Annotated in this window: 19 protein-coding genes and 1 other RNA gene; 11 read left to right on the forward strand and 9 right to left on the reverse strand. The window is 70.4% G+C overall.

Annotation, left to right across the window (positions count from 1 at the left end):
* The first annotated feature begins 17 nt into the window (after window positions 1–17).
* Window positions 18–497 carry an ATP-dependent zinc protease gene (locus H7694_RS08110; protein ID WP_193598984.1) on the forward strand — a complete coding sequence of 160 codons (480 nt, stop codon included), beginning with the start codon at window positions 18–20 and terminating at the stop codon, window positions 495–497.
* Here H7694_RS08110 and H7694_RS08115 read toward each other — a convergent pair whose 3' ends face one another.
* The gene (locus H7694_RS08115) at window positions 498–914 is read right to left on the reverse strand and encodes an RDD family protein (RefSeq protein WP_193598985.1); all 417 of its coding nucleotides are present in this window, start codon (window positions 912–914) and stop codon (window positions 498–500) included.
* A 119-nt stretch (window positions 915–1,033) separates the two neighbouring features.
* Between H7694_RS08115 and glnA the strand changes: the two genes are divergently transcribed.
* Together glnA and H7694_RS08125 are read left to right on the forward strand one after the other, a co-directional pair.
* Window positions 1,034–2,458: a type I glutamate--ammonia ligase gene (gene glnA, locus H7694_RS08120; RefSeq protein ID WP_193598986.1), complete on the forward strand. Its 1,425-nt coding sequence runs from the start codon at window positions 1,034–1,036 to the stop codon at window positions 2,456–2,458.
* Between the two features lie 119 nt (window positions 2,459–2,577).
* On the forward strand, window positions 2,578–3,600 hold the full coding sequence (locus tag H7694_RS08125; protein WP_193598987.1) for a zinc-dependent alcohol dehydrogenase family protein: 1,023 nt from the start codon (window positions 2,578–2,580) through the stop codon (window positions 3,598–3,600).
* A gap of 42 nt (window positions 3,601–3,642) precedes the next feature.
* Here the strand turns inward: H7694_RS08125 and H7694_RS08130 are convergent, their stop codons facing one another.
* From H7694_RS08130 to H7694_RS08145, 4 genes are read right to left on the reverse strand one after another with little or no spacing between them, the layout of a single operon-like run.
* Window positions 3,643–4,575 (reverse strand): diacylglycerol/lipid kinase family protein, encoded by a 933-nt coding sequence (locus H7694_RS08130; protein ID WP_193598988.1) that lies wholly within the window; start codon window positions 4,573–4,575, stop codon window positions 3,643–3,645.
* A gap of 20 nt (window positions 4,576–4,595) precedes the next feature.
* A complete protein-coding gene (locus H7694_RS08135) occupies window positions 4,596–7,574 on the reverse strand; it encodes a bifunctional [glutamine synthetase] adenylyltransferase/[glutamine synthetase]-adenylyl-L-tyrosine phosphorylase (protein WP_193598989.1) in 2,979 nt (992 codons plus the stop codon).
* Between the two features lie 9 nt (window positions 7,575–7,583).
* Window positions 7,584–8,927, reverse strand: coding sequence for a glutamine synthetase family protein (locus H7694_RS08140; RefSeq protein ID WP_193598990.1), 1,344 nt, complete (start codon window positions 8,925–8,927; stop codon window positions 7,584–7,586).
* The gene (locus H7694_RS08145) at window positions 8,924–9,148 is read right to left on the reverse strand and encodes an SPOR domain-containing protein (protein WP_193599138.1); all 225 of its coding nucleotides are present in this window, start codon (window positions 9,146–9,148) and stop codon (window positions 8,924–8,926) included. The genes H7694_RS08140 and H7694_RS08145 overlap by 4 nt, the downstream gene beginning before the upstream one ends.
* A 67-nt stretch (window positions 9,149–9,215) precedes the next feature.
* On the opposite strand from H7694_RS08145, the gene ppgK reads away from it, so the two are divergent.
* Window positions 9,216–9,959 carry a polyphosphate--glucose phosphotransferase gene (gene ppgK / locus H7694_RS08150; protein ID WP_193598991.1) on the forward strand — a complete coding sequence of 248 codons (744 nt, stop codon included), beginning with the start codon at window positions 9,216–9,218 and terminating at the stop codon, window positions 9,957–9,959.
* Between the two features lie 84 nt (window positions 9,960–10,043).
* On the opposite strand, the gene rnpB is transcribed toward ppgK, so the two are convergent.
* The 4 genes from rnpB to H7694_RS08170 form a co-directional block, all read right to left on the reverse strand.
* Window positions 10,044–10,409, reverse strand: an RNA gene (rnpB, locus tag H7694_RS08155) — RNase P RNA component class A.
* Window positions 10,410–10,429: 20 nt separating this feature from the next.
* Window positions 10,430–12,130, reverse strand: a complete 1,701-nt coding sequence (locus H7694_RS08160; protein WP_193598992.1) for a bifunctional 3'-5' exonuclease/DNA polymerase — start codon at window positions 12,128–12,130, stop codon at window positions 10,430–10,432.
* A gap of 52 nt (window positions 12,131–12,182) precedes the next feature.
* Window positions 12,183–12,917, reverse strand: coding sequence for a zinc ribbon domain-containing protein (locus H7694_RS08165; RefSeq protein ID WP_193598993.1), 735 nt, complete (start codon window positions 12,915–12,917; stop codon window positions 12,183–12,185).
* Window positions 12,918–12,926: 9 nt separating this feature from the next.
* Complete coding sequence (locus tag H7694_RS08170) at window positions 12,927–13,334, reverse strand: YchJ family protein (RefSeq protein WP_193598994.1); 408 nt, start codon at window positions 13,332–13,334, stop codon at window positions 12,927–12,929.
* A 97-nt stretch (window positions 13,335–13,431) separates the two neighbouring features.
* On the opposite strand from H7694_RS08170, the gene H7694_RS08175 reads away from it, so the two are divergent.
* From H7694_RS08175 to H7694_RS08205, 7 genes are all read left to right on the forward strand, one after another.
* Window positions 13,432–14,268, forward strand: a complete 837-nt coding sequence (locus H7694_RS08175) for an aldo/keto reductase (RefSeq protein WP_193598995.1) — start codon at window positions 13,432–13,434, stop codon at window positions 14,266–14,268.
* Window positions 14,265–15,218, forward strand: a complete 954-nt coding sequence (locus H7694_RS08180) for a methyltransferase family protein (protein WP_227468352.1) — start codon at window positions 14,265–14,267, stop codon at window positions 15,216–15,218. Before H7694_RS08175 ends, H7694_RS08180 begins: the two co-directional genes overlap by 4 nt.
* Window positions 15,219–15,223: 5 nt before the next feature.
* A complete protein-coding gene (locus tag H7694_RS08185) occupies window positions 15,224–16,348 on the forward strand; it encodes an acyltransferase family protein (protein ID WP_193596053.1) in 1,125 nt (374 codons plus the stop codon).
* A gap of 70 nt (window positions 16,349–16,418) precedes the next feature.
* A complete protein-coding gene (locus H7694_RS08190) occupies window positions 16,419–17,528 on the forward strand; it encodes an iron-containing redox enzyme family protein (protein ID WP_193596054.1) in 1,110 nt (369 codons plus the stop codon).
* Window positions 17,525–17,728 carry a CDGSH iron-sulfur domain-containing protein gene (locus H7694_RS08195; RefSeq protein WP_193596055.1) on the forward strand — a complete coding sequence of 68 codons (204 nt, stop codon included), beginning with the start codon at window positions 17,525–17,527 and terminating at the stop codon, window positions 17,726–17,728. The genes H7694_RS08190 and H7694_RS08195 overlap by 4 nt, the downstream gene beginning before the upstream one ends.
* Window positions 17,729–17,851: 123 nt before the next feature.
* Complete coding sequence (locus H7694_RS08200; protein ID WP_193596056.1) at window positions 17,852–18,052, forward strand: hypothetical protein; 201 nt, start codon at window positions 17,852–17,854, stop codon at window positions 18,050–18,052.
* 167 nt (window positions 18,053–18,219) lie between these two features.
* The gene (locus H7694_RS08205; protein WP_193596057.1) at window positions 18,220–19,095 is read left to right on the forward strand and encodes a tyrosine-type recombinase/integrase; all 876 of its coding nucleotides are present in this window, start codon (window positions 18,220–18,222) and stop codon (window positions 19,093–19,095) included.
* Window positions 19,096–19,099 lie beyond the last annotated feature (4 nt).

Raw genomic sequence — 19,099 nt, forward strand, 5'->3', positions numbered from 1 at the left:
CCTGCCAGGATGTAGGGGTGAATCGGTCTTCTCATTCAAACACGTCCACGGGCTGGCGCGAGTGGGTGAGCCTGCCCGATCTCGGCGTGGACTGGATCAAGGCGAAGATCGACACCGGCGCCCGTACGTCGTCGCTGCATGCGTTCGACGTGACCGAGTTCACCCGCGACGGCGAGGACTGGGTGCGCTTCGAGGTGCACCCCTGGCAGGAGAGCCGCGAGGATGCCGTGGTGTACGAATGCCGCGTGCACGACCGGCGCGCCGTGCGCAGCTCGTCCGGTCACGCCGAGACCCGGGTGGTGGTCACGATGCGGATGCGGCTGGTCGGCCACGACGTCTCGGGCGAGGTCACATTGACCAATCGCGATGAGATGGGCTTCCGGATGCTGATCGGCCGCCAGCTGCTGCGGCAGGGCTACGTCGTCGACCCGGCGAAGTCGTTCCTCGGCGGGCGGGCGCCGCGCGAGGCACGTCGGCGCAATCGCGGGCACGCCTGATCAGGCGCGGATGAGCAGGGTACCTGCGGCCTTGTCGTGCAGGCCGCGCTGATCGGCATCCCAGATGACGGCGGGGATGACCAGCACGAGCAGCAGGGTGCGCAGGATGGGTCGCCACAGGCCCACCCAGCCGCCGCCGTACCGCACGACGCGCATGCCGAGGATGCGGTGGCCCGGGCTGCCGCCGAGGGTGGGGATGAACACGATCTGCAGCACCGCGAACACCATCATCGGCGCGAACTGCCGCCAGCCGGCCTCACCGGGCAGCGCGAACTGGTCGTAGCCGAGGAACCCGGTCGCGATGATCGTCGCCGCAAGGTAATCGATGGCCAGCGCCCCGATCCGGCGCCCGATCCTGGCGATGCTGCGGGGTCCGGTGGAGGGCAGTCCGAGGCGTTCGCCGGGGTAGTCGTTCACCTCTACAGCCTACCGAGCACGCGTAACATGCCCGAAACACAGCGGACACGGCCGGGAAACGCCGCCGACATAACCTGCGTAAGGTTGCTTAGAGCCGAAACCCCGATCAGGAGTGCTACATGTTCACAGAACCCGCCGAGGTCCTTCGCTACATCGAGCAGAACGACGTCAAGTTCCTCGATATCCGCTTCACCGATCTTCCGGGGGTGCAGCAGCACTTCAACATCCCGGCGTCGACGGTCGACGAGGACTTCTTCCGTGACGGTCAGCTCTTCGACGGCTCCTCGATCCGCGGCTTCGCCAGCATCCACGAGTCCGACATGCAGCTGATCCCCGATGTGACCACCGCGTACATCGACCCGTTCCGCGAGGCGAAGACGCTGGTCATGGTCTTCGACATCTACAACCCGCGCACCGGCGAGATCTACAGCAAGGACCCGCGCCAGGTCGCCAAGAAGGCCGAGAAGTACCTCGCCTCCACCGGCATCGCCGACACCGCGTACTTCGCCCCCGAGGCGGAGTTCTACATCTTCGACGAGGTGCGCTACTCGGTCACCGCCGGCGAGAGCTTCTACAAGGTCGACTCCGAAGAGGCCGCCTGGAACTCGGGCCGCGAGGAGGACGGCGGCAACCTGGGCAACAAGACGCCGTTCAAGGGCGGCTACTTCCCCGTCGCCCCGGTCGACAAGACCGCCGACCTGCGCGATGACATGACCCTGCGCCTGATCGACTCGGGCTTCCACCTGGAGCGCTCGCACCACGAGGTCGGCACCGCCGGTCAGCAGGAGATCAACTACCGCTTCGACACGATGGTCAGCGCGGCGGATGACATCCTGAAGTTCAAGTACATCATCAAGAACACGGCCGAGGAGTGGGGCAAGACGGTCACGTTCATGCCGAAGCCGCTGTTCGGCGACAATGGCTCGGGCATGCACACCCACCAGTCGCTGTGGCTCGACGGCAAGCCGCTGTTCTTCGACGAGGCCGGCTACGGCCAGCTCAGCGACGTCGCCCGCTGGTACATCGGCGGTCTGCTCAAGCACGCGCACGCCGTGCTGGCCTTCACCAACCCGACGCTGAACAGCTACCACCGTCTGGTGAAGCACTTCGAGGCTCCGGTCAACCTGGCGTACTCGGCCGGAAACCGCTCGGCCGCGATCCGCATCCCGCTGACCGGTTCGAACCCGAAGGCCAAGCGCATCGAGTTCCGCGTTCCGGACGCCTCGGGCAACCCGTACCTCGCCTTCGCCGCGCAGCTGATGGCGGGCCTGGACGGCATCAAGAACCGCATCGAGCCGATGGAGCCGATCGACAAGGACCTGTACGAGCTTCCCCCGGAGGAAGCCAAGAACATCCCGCAGGTGCCGAACTCGCTGCTCGACTCGCTCGAGGCGCTCCGCAACGACCACGAGTTCCTGCTCGAGGGCGGCGTGTTCACCCAGGAGCTCATCGACACCTGGATCGAGTACAAGTACAACAACGAGATCCTGCCCATGGCGCAGCGTCCGCACCCGTACGAGTTCGAGCTCTACTACGGCGTCTGATCGCCCACTGCGCTGAGAAACCACTTCCCGCGCGAGAAACCCGGTGTGCACCGGTTTCCCGTGCGGGAAGTGGTTTTTCGCGTCCGTCATGATGGAACCACCCACAGAAGGAGAACGAGATGCGCGCAGTGATCATGCATGCGCCGGGCGACGTCCGCGTCGAGGACGTACCGGAGCCCGAGATCGTCGAAGCCACGGATGCGGTGATCCGCATCACGGCGACCTGCATCTGCGGCTCGGACCTGTGGCCGTACCGCGGACACGAGCGACTGCGCCGGCCCACGCGGATGGGACACGAGTACATCGGCGTCGTCGAGCGGATCGGTGACGCGGTGACCGGACTCGCGATCGGGGACCACGTGGTCGGATCGTTCGTCGCCTCCGACAACACCTGTGAGATCTGCCAGGCCGGCTACCAGTCGCGGTGCGCGCACCAGGTGATGATGGGCTCGATCGGCACGCAGGCCGACTACGCGCGCATCCCGCTCGCCGACGGCACCCTCGTGAAGATCCCCGGCACCCCTACCGATGCCCAGGCGCGCAGCCTGCTCGCCGCCTCCGACGTGCTGGGCACCGGCTGGTTCGCGGCCGTCGCGGCGGAGGCGGGCCCGGGCAGGACGGTCGCGGTCGTCGGCGACGGCGCGGTGGGCCTGCTCGGCATCCTCGCCGCCCAGCGTCTCGGCGCGGAGCGGATCATCGCGATGTCACGGCATCCGCAGCGCCAGGCTCTCGCCCGCGCGTTCGGCGCCACCGACATCGTCGAGGAGCGCGGTGCGGACGGCGTCGCACGCATCAAGGAGCCCACCGGCGGGTACGGTGCGCACTCGACCATCGAGGCGGTCGGCACCCAGGAGGCGATGGATCAGGCGATCCGGGCCACCCGCCCCGGCGGGCACGTCGGATTCGTCGGCGTGTCGCACGACGTCTCCGTCGACGGGCTCGAACTGTTCCTCTCCAGCGTGCATCTGCACGGCGGCCCTGCCCCCGTGCGCCGGTTCCTGCCCGAGCTGATCGACCTCATCATGACCGACCAGATCGATCCGGGGGTCGTCTTCGACCTGACCCTGCCCATCGAGCAGGCGGCCGAGGGCTACCGGGCGATGGACGAGCGCCGCGCCACGAAGGTGCTGCTGACCCTCTGAGCGTCGGAATCTCTGAGCCTCTGACCCCGCGACAGCCTGGCGTCAGCGCACCCGGACGGCGCCGGGCTGCACGCGCACCGTGAACGACGAGGCCTCCCCCGCCTCCTCGCCGTCGATCTCGAAGGGCTGCGGCTCGCGCAGCACGACCCGGATGCGCTCGGCGGACGCGTGGGTCGCCGAGTCGGTGCTCACCGCATCTTCGGCGCCGCTGATCAGCCGCCGCAGCCCGTTGTCCCAGAGCACCGAGCGCGCCGTGTCGACCCACCCGGCGAAGCCCTCGGCGCTCACCAGCAGCACGTCCAGCCGCCCGTCGTCCGGCACGGCGTCGGGCAGCAGGGTGATCCCGGCCTGGATGGTGCCGCAGTTGCCGATGAGCATGGTGTGCACGCGCACCTCCTCGGGCTCCTCGTCATCCAGCGCGATGGCGGTGTCGACGAGCTCGGTCGCAGCCGCGGCACGCCCGAGAGCCTGCACGTAGGCGAGCCAGCCGGCCTTCGCCTTCAGCTCCTCGTCGGTCTCGGCGAGCATCTGCGCGTCCAGACCGAAGCCGATCATCACCGTGAACGCCTGCTCGACGGCATCCGCTTCGTCACCGAGGGCGACCCAGCCGAGGTCGAGGCGCTGCTCCTCCTCCCGGTCGCGGATCCGCTCCAGGGCGGCGGTGAGGTCACCGAGCGGGATGCCGAGGTTGCGGGCCAGCAGGTTGCCGGTGCCACGCGGGACGATTCCCAGCGCGGTGTCGGTGCCGGCCACGGCCTCCGCGACCACGCGCACCGTCCCGTCGCCGCCGACCGCGATGAGCACGTCGCACCCACCCGTCACGGCCTCGCCGGCGACGATGCGTCCCGGATCCTCCCGGGTGGTCGCCCACCACAGCACTTCGAAGTCGGCGGGGAACACGGCGGTCACCGCATCCCGCAGCTCGTCCTCGTCGACCTTGATCGGATTCCACACGATCCCGATGCGCTCGCCCATCCATCCGCCCTCGCTTCCCCTCAGCCGTAGAACTGTCTCTCGAACACGCGCCGCGCTCGGCGCGTGACACGCAGGTAGTCCTCCTCGAGCATGACCGCCCCGCGGTCGGGGTAGCCGAGCAGCCGGCCCACCCCGTCGAGCTCACGGTGCTCGGCCGGCAGTGCATCGCGGGTCTGACCGGTCAGCAGCGTCATCGCCGAGCGCAGCCTGCTGGCGAGCACCCAGGCCTCGCGCAGCTGCTCGGCATCCGCCGCGGGCAGCAGTTCGGCCAGCACCGCGGCATCCAGCGCCTGCAGCGTCGAGGTGGTGCGCAGATCCGGCACGCGGTGGCCGTGCTGCAGCTGCAGCACCTGCACCATCCACTCCACGTCGCTGAGCGTGCCCGGTCCGAGTTTCAGGTGCCGGCGGGGGTCGACCCCCTGCGGTAGCCGCTCCCCCTCGACCCGCGCCTTGATGCGCTTGATCTCGCGCACGTCCTGCACGGCGATCTGCTCGGGGAAGCGGATGCCGTCGGCCAGCTCGGTGAACTTCGCGATGAGCTTCATGCTGCCGGCGATCCCGCGCGCCCGCAGCAGTGCCTGCGCCTCCCACGACAGCGACCAGCGGCGGTAGTACTGCGTGTATGCCTCGAGGGTGCGCACGATCGGGCCGTTGCGGCCCTCGGGCCGCAGATCGGCGTCGAGGTCGAGCGGCAGGCGGTGGTCGGCCAGGTGCTCGCGCAGGCCCGCCACGATCCGCGCGGCGAGCTGCTGTGCGCGCTGCGACTCGACGCCGTTCGGGTCGTACACGAACAGCACATCGGCATCCGACCCGAAGCCCAGCTCCGCACCGCCGAAGCGGCCCATCGCGATGATCGAGAAGTCCAGCGCGTCGTCCTCGGCGGGGACGACCTCGCGTCGCACCGCGCGCAGCGCCGCCTGGATCGTCGCCTCGGTGATCTCGGTGATGGCGCGGGCCATCTCGTCCACGCCGATGTGGTCGAGCACCGCACCGATCGCGGTGCGCAGCAGCTCGCGCCGGCGCAGGGCCCGCACGGCCCCGAGCGCCGCCTGGATCGTGGCATGCCGGGTCTGGATCGCCCTGGCCTCCTCGTCGAGCGCCGCCCACCCGCGTGGTCGCAGCGCGCCCGGACTGTCGAGCCAGGCCACGGATTCGGGGATCCACTCCATCAGCTCGCCGATGTACCGAGAGCTGGACAGCACGCGCGTGAGCCGCTCGGCCGCGCCGGACGAGTCGCGCAGCATCCGCAGGAACCAGTGCGTGTCGCCGAGCCGCTCGCTGATGCGGCGGAACGCGATGAGCCCGTAGTCGGGGTCGGTGCCGTCGGCGAACCAGCGCAGCATGACCGGCATGAGATGCCGCTGGATGGTCGCCTTGCGGCTGATCCCCGAGGTGAGGGCGCCGATGTGACGCAGCGCCCCCGCCGGGTCGCGGAAGCCGATCGCCGCCAGACGATCGGCCGCCTGCCCGGTGGTCAGCGAACGCTCCTCGGCGGGCAGCGACGCCACCGCCGCGAGCAGGGGACGGTAGAACAGCCGCACGTGCTGCTCGCGCACCTCGCGGCGCAGCCCCTCCCACACGGTCTGCAGGCCGGATGCCGAATCGGCCAGTCCGGTGGCACGGGCCAGGCGCCGCATCCCCGACTCATCGCGCGGCATGAGGTGCGTGCGGGTGAGCTCGTGCAGCTGCAGGCGGTGCTCGAGCAGGCGCAGCGTGCAGTACTGCTGCGCGAAGGCCGCGGCCTCGGCGCGCCCGATGTACCCCTCCGCCGCCAGCGCCTCCAGCGACTCCAGCGTGCCTCGGGTGTGCAGCGTGGGGTCGCTCACACCGTGCACGAGCTGCAGCAGCTGCACCGTGAACTCGATGTCGCGCAGCCCGCCCGGACCGAGCTTGAGCTGGTAGGGCACATCCTCGGACGGGATGTTGTCGGTGACGAGCTCGCGCATGCGCTGCACGCTCTCGACGAAGTCCGATCTCTCGGCGCTGGACCAGACCTTCGGCTGCACGGCGGCGATGTACTCGGCTCCGAGCCCGGCGTCGCCGGCGAGCGGACGCGCCTTCAGAAGCGCCTGGAACTCCCAGCTCTTCGCCCAGCGGTCGTAGTACGCCACGTGCGATGCCAGCGAGCGCACCAGCGCACCCTGCTTGCCCTCGGGGCGCAGCGCGGCGTCCACCTCCCACAGCGACGGCTCCGTGTCGAACTCGCTCAGGGCCCGCATGGTCTCGCGGGCGAGCCGGGTGGCCACATCGATCGCCCGTGCCTCGCTGACGGCATCCTCGTCGGCGGTGCCGGCGACGTAGATGACGTCCACGTCGCTGAGGTAGTTCAGCTCTCTCGCGCCCGCCTTGCCCATGCCGATGATCGCCAGCCGGGTCGCCGCCACCTCGGCTCTGGCCGTGGCGTCGCCCGAGGAGGCGACCGCGGTGCGGGCGACCGCGAGTGCCGCTTCGAGAGCCGCTGCGGCGGCATCGGCCAGCGCGTTCGACACGCCGTCGATCGCCGCCACTGCATCCGGCGCGGCGAGATCCGCCGCCGCGATCTCGGCCAGGCACCGCCGGTACTCGATGCGCAGCGCTTCCACCGCGCTCTCGGCGGTCGCGAAACCGTCCTCCGCGCCCACAGCGGCGAGCAGGCGCGCGCGGAGCTCGTCGGACCCGGGCAGGTCGGTGCGCAGCAGCACGTCCGGGGCGAACTGCGCCGGCCGGCGGGCGAAGAAGGCGCCCAGGCCCGTCGAGACGCCCAGCAGCCGCCAGGCGGCGGCCCGTGCATCGGCATCCGTCAGCACCGCGGTCGCCCGCCCGGCATCCCGCCGGGCGATCTGCAGCATCGCCGCGATCGCAGCATCCGGGTCGGCGGCGGTCATGCCGTCGGCGAGGATGCTGCGATCGAGGCCCGTCAGCTCCGCCAGCTCGGTGAGGGCCGTCGACGCGGCGGTGAGCTCGACGAAGCCCAGCCGTGCCAGTGCCGAGAGCGAGACGGACGCGTCAGGACGTACCATCGCTGCGACTCAGAGCAGCCCGAGGTTGTTCTGCAGCTCGAACGGGGTCACCTGACCGCGGTAGGCCTCCCATTCCTTGCGCTTGTTCAGCAGCACGTAGTTGAAGACCTGCTCGCCCAGTGTCTCGGCGACCAGCTCGGACTCCTGCATGTACTCCAGCGCGTGATCCAGGCTCGCCGGCAGCGGCGCGTAGCCCAGCGCACGGCGCTCGGAGTCGCTCAGCGACCACACGTTGTCCTCGGCCTCGGGAGGCAGCTCGTACTCCTCCTCGATGCCCTTCAGCCCTGCGGCGAGCATGAGGGCGTACGCGAGGTACGGGTTGGCCGCCGAGTCCAGGGCGCGGTATTCGACCCGCGTGGACTGGCCCTTGTTCGGCTTGTACATCGGCACGCGCACGAGCGCCGAGCGGTTCGCGTGACCCCAGGTGACGAAGCTGGGCGCCTCATCGCCGCCCCACAGGCGCTTGTAGGAGTTCACGAACTGGTTGGTGACGGCGGCGATCTCGTTCGCGTGCCGCAGCAGGCCCGCGATGAACCGGCGGCCGGTGATCGAGAGCTGGTACTCGGCACCCGCCTCGTAGAAGGCGTTCATGTCGCCCTCGAACAGCGACAGGTGCGTGTGCATGCCGCTGCCGGGGTGGTTGTTCAGCGGCTTCGGCATGAACGTGGCGTACACGCCCTGCTCGATCGCGACCTCCTTCACCACCGTGCGGAAGGTCATGATGTTGTCGGCCGTGGTCAACGCGTCCGCGTAGCGCAGATCGATCTCGTTCTGACCGGGTCCGCCCTCGTGATGGCTGTACTCGACGGAGATGCCCAGGTCCTCCAGCATCCGCACCGCGCTGCGGCGGAAGTCGTGCGCCGTGCCACCAGGCACGTTGTCGAAGTACCCGGCCGAGTCGGCCGGCACCGGTCCCTGCGGGCCGACCTCAGACGACTTGAGCAGGTAGAACTCGATCTCGGGGTGCGTGTAGAACGTGAACCCGGCATCCGCGGCCTTCGCCAGTGCGCGGCGCAGCACGTGCCGGGGGTCCGAGACCGCAGGGCGCCCGTCGGGGGTGGTCAGGTCGCAGAACATGCGCGCGGTCGGGTCGACATCTCCCCGCCACGGCAGGATCTGGAACGTCGACGGGTCGGGCTGCGCCAGCAGGTCGGACTCGAACGTGCGGGTGAGTCCCTCGATGGCCGAGCCGTCGAAGCCGATGCCCTCGGCGAAGGCACCCTCGACCTCGGCGGGGGCGATCGCCACCGACTTCAGGGTGCCGATGACGTCGGTGAACCACAGCCGGATGAACTTGACCCCGCGCTCCTCGATCGTGCGCAGGACGAAATCACGCTGCTTGTCGCCGCTCACGCCTCACCGTCCGCTTCCTCGGTGCCGCGCGCACCCCAGGAATCGGCGGCCGCTTCCTCCTCGGCCCAGGCACGCGAGCGTTCGCGAAGCACCTCGGGGGCGTTCGCCGCCTCCTCCGCCGTATCGAACGGCCCGACGCGGTCGACGGCCGCGGACAGCATGCCGAACTCGACCTCGCCGGTGTTCATGTTGTACCAGTACTTCTCGTCGCCGTCGGCCATGGCTGCTCCTTCGTCGGGATCAGTCACGATCCTAATCGCCCGCGCGGTCGTCGCTAGGCTATTCGCCATGGCACAGGCAATCGGCGTCGACATCGGCGGCACGGGCATCAAGGCAGGCATCGTCAACCTCGAGCACGGCACGCTCGACTCCGAACGGATCCGGGTCCCCACCCCCGAGGGCGCTCGCCCGGCCGACGTGCTCGACACCGTCCGCGAGGTGCTCGACACCCTCGGCGTGACGGGCTCGGACCTGCCGCTCGGCGTCGCCTTCCCCGCCATCGTCAAGTACGGCCGCACGCTGTCGGCGGCGAACATCTCCAAGGACTGGGTCGACTTCGAGGCCGAGAAGTTCTTCGAGGACGGCCTGGGCCGTCACATCGCCTTCGTCAACGACGCGGATGCCGCCGGCGTCGCCGAAGTGCGCCACGGAGCGGCCCGCGATGCGCGCGGACTCACGATCATGACCACGCTCGGCACCGGCATCGGATCGGCGTTCCTGTACAACGGCGTGCTCATCCCGAACACCGAGCTCGGCCACATGCGTCACGACGGCGAGTCGATCGAGCGCTGGGCGGCCTATTCGGCGATGGAGCGCGAGAGCCTGTCGTGGGAGGCCTGGTCGACACGCCTGCAGGAGTTCTACAGCCTGGTCGAGTTCCTCTTCAGCCCCGACCTGTTCGTGGTCGGCGGCGGCGTGTCGAAGCACCCCGAGATGTTCCTGCCGCTGCTGGAGCTGAAGACCCCGATCGTCTCGGCGATCCACCGCAACGCCTCCGGCATCATCGGCGCCGCGTCGCTGGCCGCCGACTGATCCCTGCGGCCACTCGGGGCTGCCACCCGTTCGATCAAACGCAGAAGGACCCGGCTTCGAGCCGGGTCCTTCTGCGTTTCGGGGCGAGCGGGCCGGCCTGTACGCCGGGTTCTGTTCAGGAGCTGATGCTCCCTTGACGGCCATCTCTCTCGGCGACACGTTGCCGTGCCGCTCCAGCAACCTACCCGAGGACTCGGCGAGCCGCGTCAACGTCCTCTGTCTGGTCTTGCTCCGGGCGAGGTTTACCTGGCGGAGCGTGTCACCACGCCCCCCGGTGGTCTCTTACACCACCCTTTCACCCTTACCGCCCACCCGAGGGTGGACGGCGGTCTTCTCTCTGTGGCACTGTCTCGCGGATCACTCCGGGTGGGTGTTACCCACCGCCCTGCCCTGCGGAGCCCGGACGTTCCTCGGTGCGCTCTCGCGCCACGCGACCGTCCGGCCGACCCGCTCGCCCTACGATTCTACGGTCACTTGCCCGCGTGATCGCTGATGCGCAGGTCCAGCGGCACGTCGATCTCGAACCCCGGGAACAGCCGCTCGGTCGCCGCCACGGCGGCGCCGCGCACGGCATCCGCGACAGCATCCGCCTGCTCGCGCGGGCAGTGCACGATCACCTCGTCGTGCAGGAAGAACGCCAGGTGCGCGCGCGTGGAGAACACCGGCCCGGATGCCGCGGCGGGGACGGATGCCGGCGGCAGAGCCGACAGCCTGTGCCTGATCTCTGCGAGCCACAGCAGCGCCCACTCGGCCGCCGTGCCCTGCACGATGAAGTTGCGGGTGAACCGGCCGCGCTCGCGTGCCCGGCTGCGTGCGCGTGACTCCTCGGCACCGGCGGCGCCGGGGTCGCTGGCCTGCGACTGCGTCCGTCGCCACAGATCGTCGGGGCGGGGTGAGCCGCGTCCCAGCAGCGTGCTCACCACGCCGCCCTGCTCGCCGGTGCGCGCGGCGGCGTCGACCAGGCCCATCGCCCGGGGGAAGACCTTGCGCAGGCGCGGCACCAGCCGTCCGCTCTCCCCCGTCGTCGCCCCGTACATGGCGCCGAGCACGGCGTACTTCGCCTCGTCGCGCGAGCCGACCGCGCCCGAGCGCACCACGCCCTCGTAGAGGTCGGCGCCGCGCGCGGCATCCGCCATCGCCGCATCGCGCGACATGGCCGCGAGCACCCGCGGCTCGAGCTGGGCGACATCGGCGGCCACCAGAGTCCAGCCGGGATCGGCGCGCACGGCGGCACGCAGCTGCCGTGGGATCTGCAGCGCTCCCCCGCCCGACGACGCCCACCGGCCCGTCACCACCCCGCCGGTGAGGTACACCGGGCGGAACCGGTCGTCCTTCACCCACTCGTCCAGCCAGGTCCACCCGTTCGCAGAGAACAGCCTGGCGAGCTTCTTGTACTCCAGCAGCGGCTGCACGACCGGATGGTCCACCTGCGCCAGCTCCCAGCGCGACGTCGACTCGACGAACACCCCCGCGCGGTGCAGCGCGCGCAGCAGCCGGGGCGGGCTGTCGGGGTTCATGCCCGGATCGCCGAGCTCCTGGCCGATCCGGGCGGCCAGCTCGACCATCCTGGCCGGGCGCGCGCCCCGCATCGGCCGCGGGCCCAGCGCCTGCTCGAGGATCTGCTCGTGCACGGCCCTGCTCCATGGCAGTCCGGCGGCGGTCATCTCCTCGGCGACGAGGGCACCGGTGGACTCGGCGGCGCACAGCAGCGCCAGCCTCGCGTCGGGCGCCTGCTGCAGCGCTGAGGACTGCGCGCGCCACTGCGCCAGCACGGCCTCGAAGTCGTCACCATGCGGCAGCGCAGCCGCATCCACGTCGAAGAGGCCGGGCTGGGCGGCGACCTCCGCCACGCCGTCGTGGCGCAGCCACAGTGCCGAGGCGGGCAGCGGACGCGCGAGGGCTTCGGTGTCGCGGAGAATGGCGTGGCACAGCAGCAGATCGTGCGACCGGCGCAGGCGGATGCCGTCGGCGAGCAGCGGCGGATAGAACGTGCGCAGGCTGCGCACCGTCCAGCGCGGCGCCTGCTGCTCCTCGAGCTCACGCACCCGGCTGGCCAGAGCCGCGTCGGGCACCTGCTCGGTGACAGGTTCCGCGTCGGGGCCGTCGAGCACGGCGATGCGCCAGTCCCGCCCGCCCGGGCCCCGCCCGACGAGGGCGTGCACCGGCTGCATGGTCGCGGTCAGGCCCGTGCGTCCGCGTGCGCCCGCACCGCGGCGGGGCGGGTCACAGCCCGGATTCCTCGGTGCGCACCAGGATCGCGCCGCACTCCGGGCACGAGACGACCTCGTCCGGGGCGGCACGGCGGATCTCGTTGATGTCGGTGCCCGAGAGCACCATGCGGCATCCCTCGCACACACCGCGACGCAGCAGCCCCACGCCGATGCCGCCGCGCGACGCGCGGCGCTCGAACTCGGCCAGCAGATCGGCGGCCACGGTGCCGGCCAGTGCCGCGCGGTCGCGGGCCAGGTGCTCACCCTCGGTGGTCGCCGCGGCCATGTCGGCCTTCGCGGCCGCGGTCAGCTGCGCGCCCTCGGCCTGCGTCTGGTCGATCAGCGCCTGCTGCGCGTCGACCGCGGCCTGCGCCTCCTCCACGCGCCCCATGACCTCGAGCTCGGTGTCCTCGAGCATCGAGATGCGCCGGCCGAGGCTGTCGATCTCGTTCTCGAGTGCCTGCGCCTGCTTCGGATCGGTGGCAGCGGCGAGGCGCTCCGCGTCGCGGTCACGGCGCTGCGCGGCCAGCGACACATCTGACTCCAGCCGCGTCAGCTCGGCGCGGGCGTCGTCGAGGGCGCCGGTGAGCGCGGTGAGCTCGCCGAGCTGCTGCTTGCGGACCGCTGCGAGCTCGTTGATGCGTGCGCCCTGGGCGGGCTGGGTACGGGCCCGCTCGGCCTGCTGGATCCGCCGGTCCAGCTCGGCGATCTCGAGCAGGGTGCGCTGGTTCTCGGGGGTCGCTTTCACCCCTCAAACCTACCGGCTGGCGATGTCGCCGTCGACGTAGAACCAGGTGCGGTCCTCGCGCACGAACCGGCTCCGCTCCCGCAGCGAGCCGCGGCCGGCAGGTCCCCGGTGGAAGGCCTCGAACTCCACGACGCCATCGGCGTCGAACGGTCCGCCGCGCTCGGTGCCGATGATGTCGAGCCGCACCCAGGTCACGTCGTCGTCCAGGTCGAGCCCGGCCGGCCGGGTGGACGGATGCCAGGTGCGCAGCAGATGCGCGGCGTCGCCGATCGCGAACGCCGTGAAGCGCGAGCGCATCAGGCGCAGTGCGGTGGGGGCGATGCCGGATGCGATGACGGGCCCGCAGCACGACCCGAACACGTCTCCGCTGGTGCACGGGCAGCGCTGGTCATCCGCGGGCTGGTCGGGGTTCGGCATCCCTCCATCGTGACAGGTCGCCGTCATCGTGACGTGCGGCACGATGCGAGTCCGCCGCGCCCGCGTAGGCTGACGGGACACCGCACCGGAGGACATCATGACGCTGCCCCAGTTCACCGCCCACAACGGGTTCGCCCTTCCCGCCGTCGGGCTCGGCACCTATCGCCTCAACGGCGCAGCGGGCGCCGAGGCGATCTCGGCGGGGATCGGCCTCGGCTACCGCCTCATCGACTCGGCGTTCAACTACGAGAACGAGGGGGCCGTCGGCGCCGGCGTCGCCGGCTCGGGCGTGGACCGGTCCGAGCTCATCGTGACGACCAAGCTGCCCGGCCGGCACCACGCATCGGCGAAGGCGCGCACGAGCATCGAGGAGAGCCGCTTCCGCCTCGGGCTGGATGCCACCGATCTGCACCTGATCCACTGGCCGAACCCGAGCGTCGGACTGTACGGCGAGGCATGGCAGGCGCTGGTGGATGCGCAGCAGCGCGGCACGGTGCGCCAGGTCGGCGTGTCGAACTTCCTCACCGAGCACCTGGACCGCATCGAGTCCGAGACCGGTGTCCGTCCTGTCGCCAACCAGATCGAGGTGCACCCGTACTTCCCGCAGGAAGAGGCGCTCGCGCTGCATGCGGAGCGCGGAATCCTCACGGTGGCGTGGAGCCCGCTGGGCCGCGCCAAGGAGCTGCTGCAGGAGCCGGTGATCGTCGAGGTCGCCGGGGCGCACGGCATCACGCCGGCGCAGGTCGTGATCGCCTGGCACGTCGCCCGCGGGACCGTGTCGATCCCGAAGGCGTCGTCGGCCGAGCATCAGCGGGCGAACCTCGAGGCCGCCTCGGTTGTGCTCGAGGATGCCGAGGTCGAGGCGATCACGGCACTGGGGCGCCCGGACGGACGCCTCTTCGACGCCGATCCGGCCACGCACGAGGAGATGTGAGCCTCACCGCCGGGCTCGACGCCCGCTGGGGGCGCGGCTACTTCGCCGTGCAGTCCGGGGCGGGCGCGGCCTGGTGGATCGGGGTGGCCCTGGTCCCCGGCATCCGCCACCTCACCCTCGGTGATCTGCCCGCCGGACTCGTCGCCGTCCTGGACGTGCCGCTGTTCGTGATCGCGTCGGCGCTGGCGGCGCTCGGCATTCCCGGCACAGCGTGGATCGCCGCGGGGTGGACGGTCGTCGTCAGCCTCGCGATGGCGGTCTACGCGACGGTGACCGGCCAGGCCGGCTGGGGTGCGCTGCTCATGATCGCGGCCGCCGTCGGGTCCATCGGCGCCCTGCTGCTGGTCCGCCTGGGGCGTGTGCCGTCGGAGTGGCTGATCGTGGGGCCGTTCGCGGCCCGTGAGGCGGCATCCGCCCCGGCGCGGACGTATCTGCTGCGCACCGGCGGGCAGATCGCCGTCTTCTGGGGCGTGTGCCTGGTCGTCATCCCCGTGGTCATCGCTCTGGTCGAGAGCCGCTGGGGTCTGCGGATGCCGTTCCCGGCGGCGGTGACGATCGGCGGCGGCATCCTGCTCGCCGCGGCGACCGCACTCGGGCTGTGGTCGGCCGTCGCCATGGCGGGCCGGGGCGACGGCACCCCGCTGCCGATGGCCACCGCGCGGCGGCTGGTGGTGTCGGGCCCGTACCGCATCGTGCGCAACCCGATGGCCGTCGCGGGCATCGCGCAGGGCGTCGCCGTCGGGCTGCTGTGCGGGTCATGGCTGGTGGTGGTCTACGCGCTGTGCGGGTCGCTGGTGTGGAACGACCTGATCCGGCCGTGGGAGGAGAAGGATCTCGAGGCGAGGTTCGGTGCCGCCTACCGGGCGTACCGCGACCGCGTGTCGTGCTGGATCCCGCAGAAGCCGCGCCGCCGCGCCTCGGGTTCCGCGCACGAGCCCCTCGTATACTGACCCGGATGTCCGAGCACACCGAATCCGCGCCCTCGCCGGCCCCCGCCACCCGCGCCGACGTCCGCCGTCGCGCGGCCGATCGCGGTGCCGGTCAGGCTTCCGACCGCGGTGCCGATCGCGGTGCCGACATCAGCCGGGCCCTGGACCGCCACGACCGGCGGATCGGATGGATGGACCTGCTGCGCGGACTGTCGATCCTGCTGGTGATCCTGCACCACAGCACGCAGATCGTCGTCTACCGCATCGGCGAGGTGCCGGGGTTCTTCGACTTCCTCAGCGCCTTCTTCGCGCCCTACCGCATGCCGATGCTGATGTTCCTGTCCGGGCTGCTGGTGGCCGGATCCCTGCACGCCCCCACCGGCAAGTACGTGTGGGGCAAGGTTCGGCGGATCGTCTGGCCGATCATCGTGTGGACCCTGGTGTACGCGGCGTCCGAGCGGATCGTCGGCCAGGGCGACTACATGCCCTGGGAGCTCGGCTTCTGGAACACCTACCTGTGGTTCATGCAGTTCATCTTCGCGTACTACATCATCGCCCTGCTGGTGCGGTGGATCCCGGCATGGGTGCTCGTGGTCGTGCCCTTCGCGGTGATGTTCCTGATCCCCGCCGAGATCGAGCTGCTGCAGCGCTTCTTCTACCTCATGCCGTTCTTCTTCCTCGGCGCGTTCATCGAGAAGCACTGGGATCAGTACGCGAAGCGGCTGAGCGTGCCTCTGGCTGCGGTGCTGTCTGTCATCCCGATCGGGGTGGCGCTGTACTCGGGCTTCGTCGACGCGCTCTGGTACGAGCCGCTGTCCGCACTACCCGCGATGCTCGGCATCCTCATCCTGGTGCGGCTCACCGCTGTCGCCCCGGACGCCCGCTGGCTGGCCCCGGTGCGGTTCGTCGGCCAGTACTCGCTGATCTACTACGTGTCGCACTACCCCGTCTTCGCGGCCCTGGGGTGGCTGGCGATGAAGGCGGGGATCGATCACTCCGGGATCGGTCTCGTGGTGATCTTCGCGGCGACCGTCGCCGTGTCGACGGGGTTCGCGCTGCTCGGGCGCCGGATGCCGTTCAGCCTGCTGTTCGAGCTGCCGCGCCGGCTGTGGCCGGCACGTCGCGGTCGCGCCGCTACCGCGACGGGGTGACGCGGGTCAAGTCCCTGCCGCGACGGGGTGCGGCCGGTGAGAGTGGGAGCATCCAGCCACGGGAGCAACCATGTACGACGCCGCATTTGACGCGCACCATCACACCGCACCGCATCCTTCGTCCGAGACGCGGGCCTCGTCCGATGCGCACCCTTCCATCGACCGACGCACCGTCCCGTTCTCGGCACGAGGACCTCTCAGCGAGGCCGTGCTCTCGCGGCTGACGACACCCGCGCTCCCCGAGCTCTGCGGTCTCGCCGAGACCGCACTGGATCGGTGCGACGACATCCTCGCCGACGACGACGTGCAGCTGTCGCTGTTCCTTCTGCACGCCTCCGCATACGGGTCGCTCGACGGCCTCGACCCCGACCGGGAATGGGATGCCGAGCTGGTCGCGGTGCGCCGCACGCTCGAGACGGCCTTCGAGGCGGCGCTGCGCGCTCAGGTCGAACCGACCGAGGCCCCTGAACCGAAAGCGGATGCCGTGGCCAGGACCCTGTTCGCGCTGGTCGAGGCCGACAACTCGCCGAGCCTGGCCCGGTACGTGGCCAGGAAGGCGACTGCGGAGCAGGTGCGCGAGACGCTCATCCAGCGCTCGATCTACACGTTGCGCGAGGCGGATCCGCACTCCTGGGCGATCCCCAGACTGACCGGGGCACCCAAGGCGGCACTGGTCGAGATCCAGGCCGATGAGTACGGCGGCGGCCGCCCCGATCGCGTCCATGCCGAGATCTTCGCCCGCGCGCTGCGCGCCGCGGGTCTCGATGACACCTACGGCGCCTATGTCGACCGGGTCCCCGCGATCACGCTGGCATCGCTCAACATGATGTCGATGTTCGGCCTGAACCGCCGTCTGGTCGGTGCGATCGTCGGCCACCTGGCCGCCTACGAGATGACCTCGTCGATCCCGTGCCGCATGTACGCCGAGGGGCTGCGGCGCCTGGGATTCGGCGATGAGATCGCCGAGTACTTCGACGAGCATGTCGAGGCGGATGCCGTGCACGAGCAGATCGCCGCCCGCGACCTCGCAGGAGGCCTCGCCCAACAGCATCCTGAACTGCTGCCCGACATCCTGTTCGGTGCGGCGGCGTGCCTGGCGGTCGACGGCCGGTCCGGCGCGCACGTCCTCGACGCCTGGCAGCGCGGCGAATCCTCGCTGCGTGCGGAGGTGCGGTCATGAGCGCGCACCGCGAGGCGACCATCACGCCCTATCCAGACGGCCCGCTGATCGTGCGCGGCGATGTGGAGCTGCGGGATGCCGACGGCGAGCCCATCACCCGCCACCGCAGCACCGTCGCGCTGTGCCGGTGCGGACTGTCGTCGATCAAGCCGTTCTGCGACGGCACGCACAAGGCGGCGGGTTTCCGAACGGACGACTGAGGTGGTGGGCCCTGCCGGGATCGAACCGACGACATCCACGGTGAAGTCACAGCACTTCGAGCGCCCGATCGTGTCATTGGCCGACGAGCGTGAACGGCGCCTCAAGCAGACGGCGGTGACCGCATGAACCTCGGGAAGCAGTGCGCCTCCCGTGCGGTGATCTTCATCGACGGCGAGAAGGCCAAGGTCCGCTGCCAACACTACGTCGACTACCACCACGACCAGGCGATCGAGGATGAACTCGTGCCCCTCCCGCACTCTGTGCGGTTCGCTGACGGCGTCCGGGTGACGTGGGAGCGCGACGGCCAAATCGTCTACGTGTAGGCAACGCACCCGCTCCGGTCAGGCACGTTTCCGCCGACCTTCCGCCGACAATTCTGGGGATGTCGGTCGTCGCGGCGACCCCACCGTGATCCATACCGTCGGATACAACGGCGCAGGGCCCCTCCCCTGAACGACGCGCCCATTGCATCACCAGGAGAGACACCCACATGCACGACATCAACACCGACCTGCTCGCCATGTTCGACGACTACCAGCGGGCGCAGGACCTCGCCGAGACAACCATCCGGAACCGCCGCTCCACCCTCCGCACCCTCGCCGCCGGACTCCCGGGGACGCTGCTCGACGCCGACGTGTTCTCGCTGCGCCGGTTCATGGGGCAGGAAGGTGTCACGTCGGCCACGAAACGCACCTACCGGGTCGCCCTCCGCGCGTTCTACGCCTTCCTGTGCACTGAAGGACTGCGGGAGGACGACCCGTCGCTGAAGCTCCCGATGATCCGCGTGCCGCGCACCGAGGCCCGTCCGTTCACCCCCACCCAGGTCGACGCGATGCTCACCTCCGGCGCCTACAAGCGCACCCGGGCGATGATCCTCGTCGGCTACCGGCAGGGCTTCCGTGTCTCCCAGATCGCCCGCGTGCACGGCGACGACATCGACCGATCCAGCATGACCATCACCACCGTCGGGAAGGGCCGGAAGGAACGCCGCCTCCCCCTGCATCCGACGATCGCCGAACTGTCGCTGACCATGCCCCTGCACTCGTGGTGGTTCCCCGCCCGGAAGAACCCGTCCGAGCACATGCGCCCCGCATCGGTGACGGAGCTCATCACGAAGGCGAAGCTCCGCGCCGGGATCACCGACCCCCACCTCACCCCGCACTCACTCCGCCACAGCTTCGGGACCGAACTCGTCGAGCACGGCGTCGACATCCGGATCGTGCAGGAACTGCTCACCCACGAGGACCTCTCCACCACGCAGATCTACACCCGAGTCTCCGACCGCATGAAGGCCGCCGGGATCATCGCACTTCCCGTGCGGCCGATCCCTGAGAAGTCCGGGCGCCGGCGCGCGGAGGCGGCGTAGTAGG

The sequence above is a fragment of the Microbacterium sp. YJN-G genome, from assembly GCF_015040615.1.
Classification (GTDB): Bacteria; Actinomycetota; Actinomycetes; order Actinomycetales; family Microbacteriaceae; genus Microbacterium.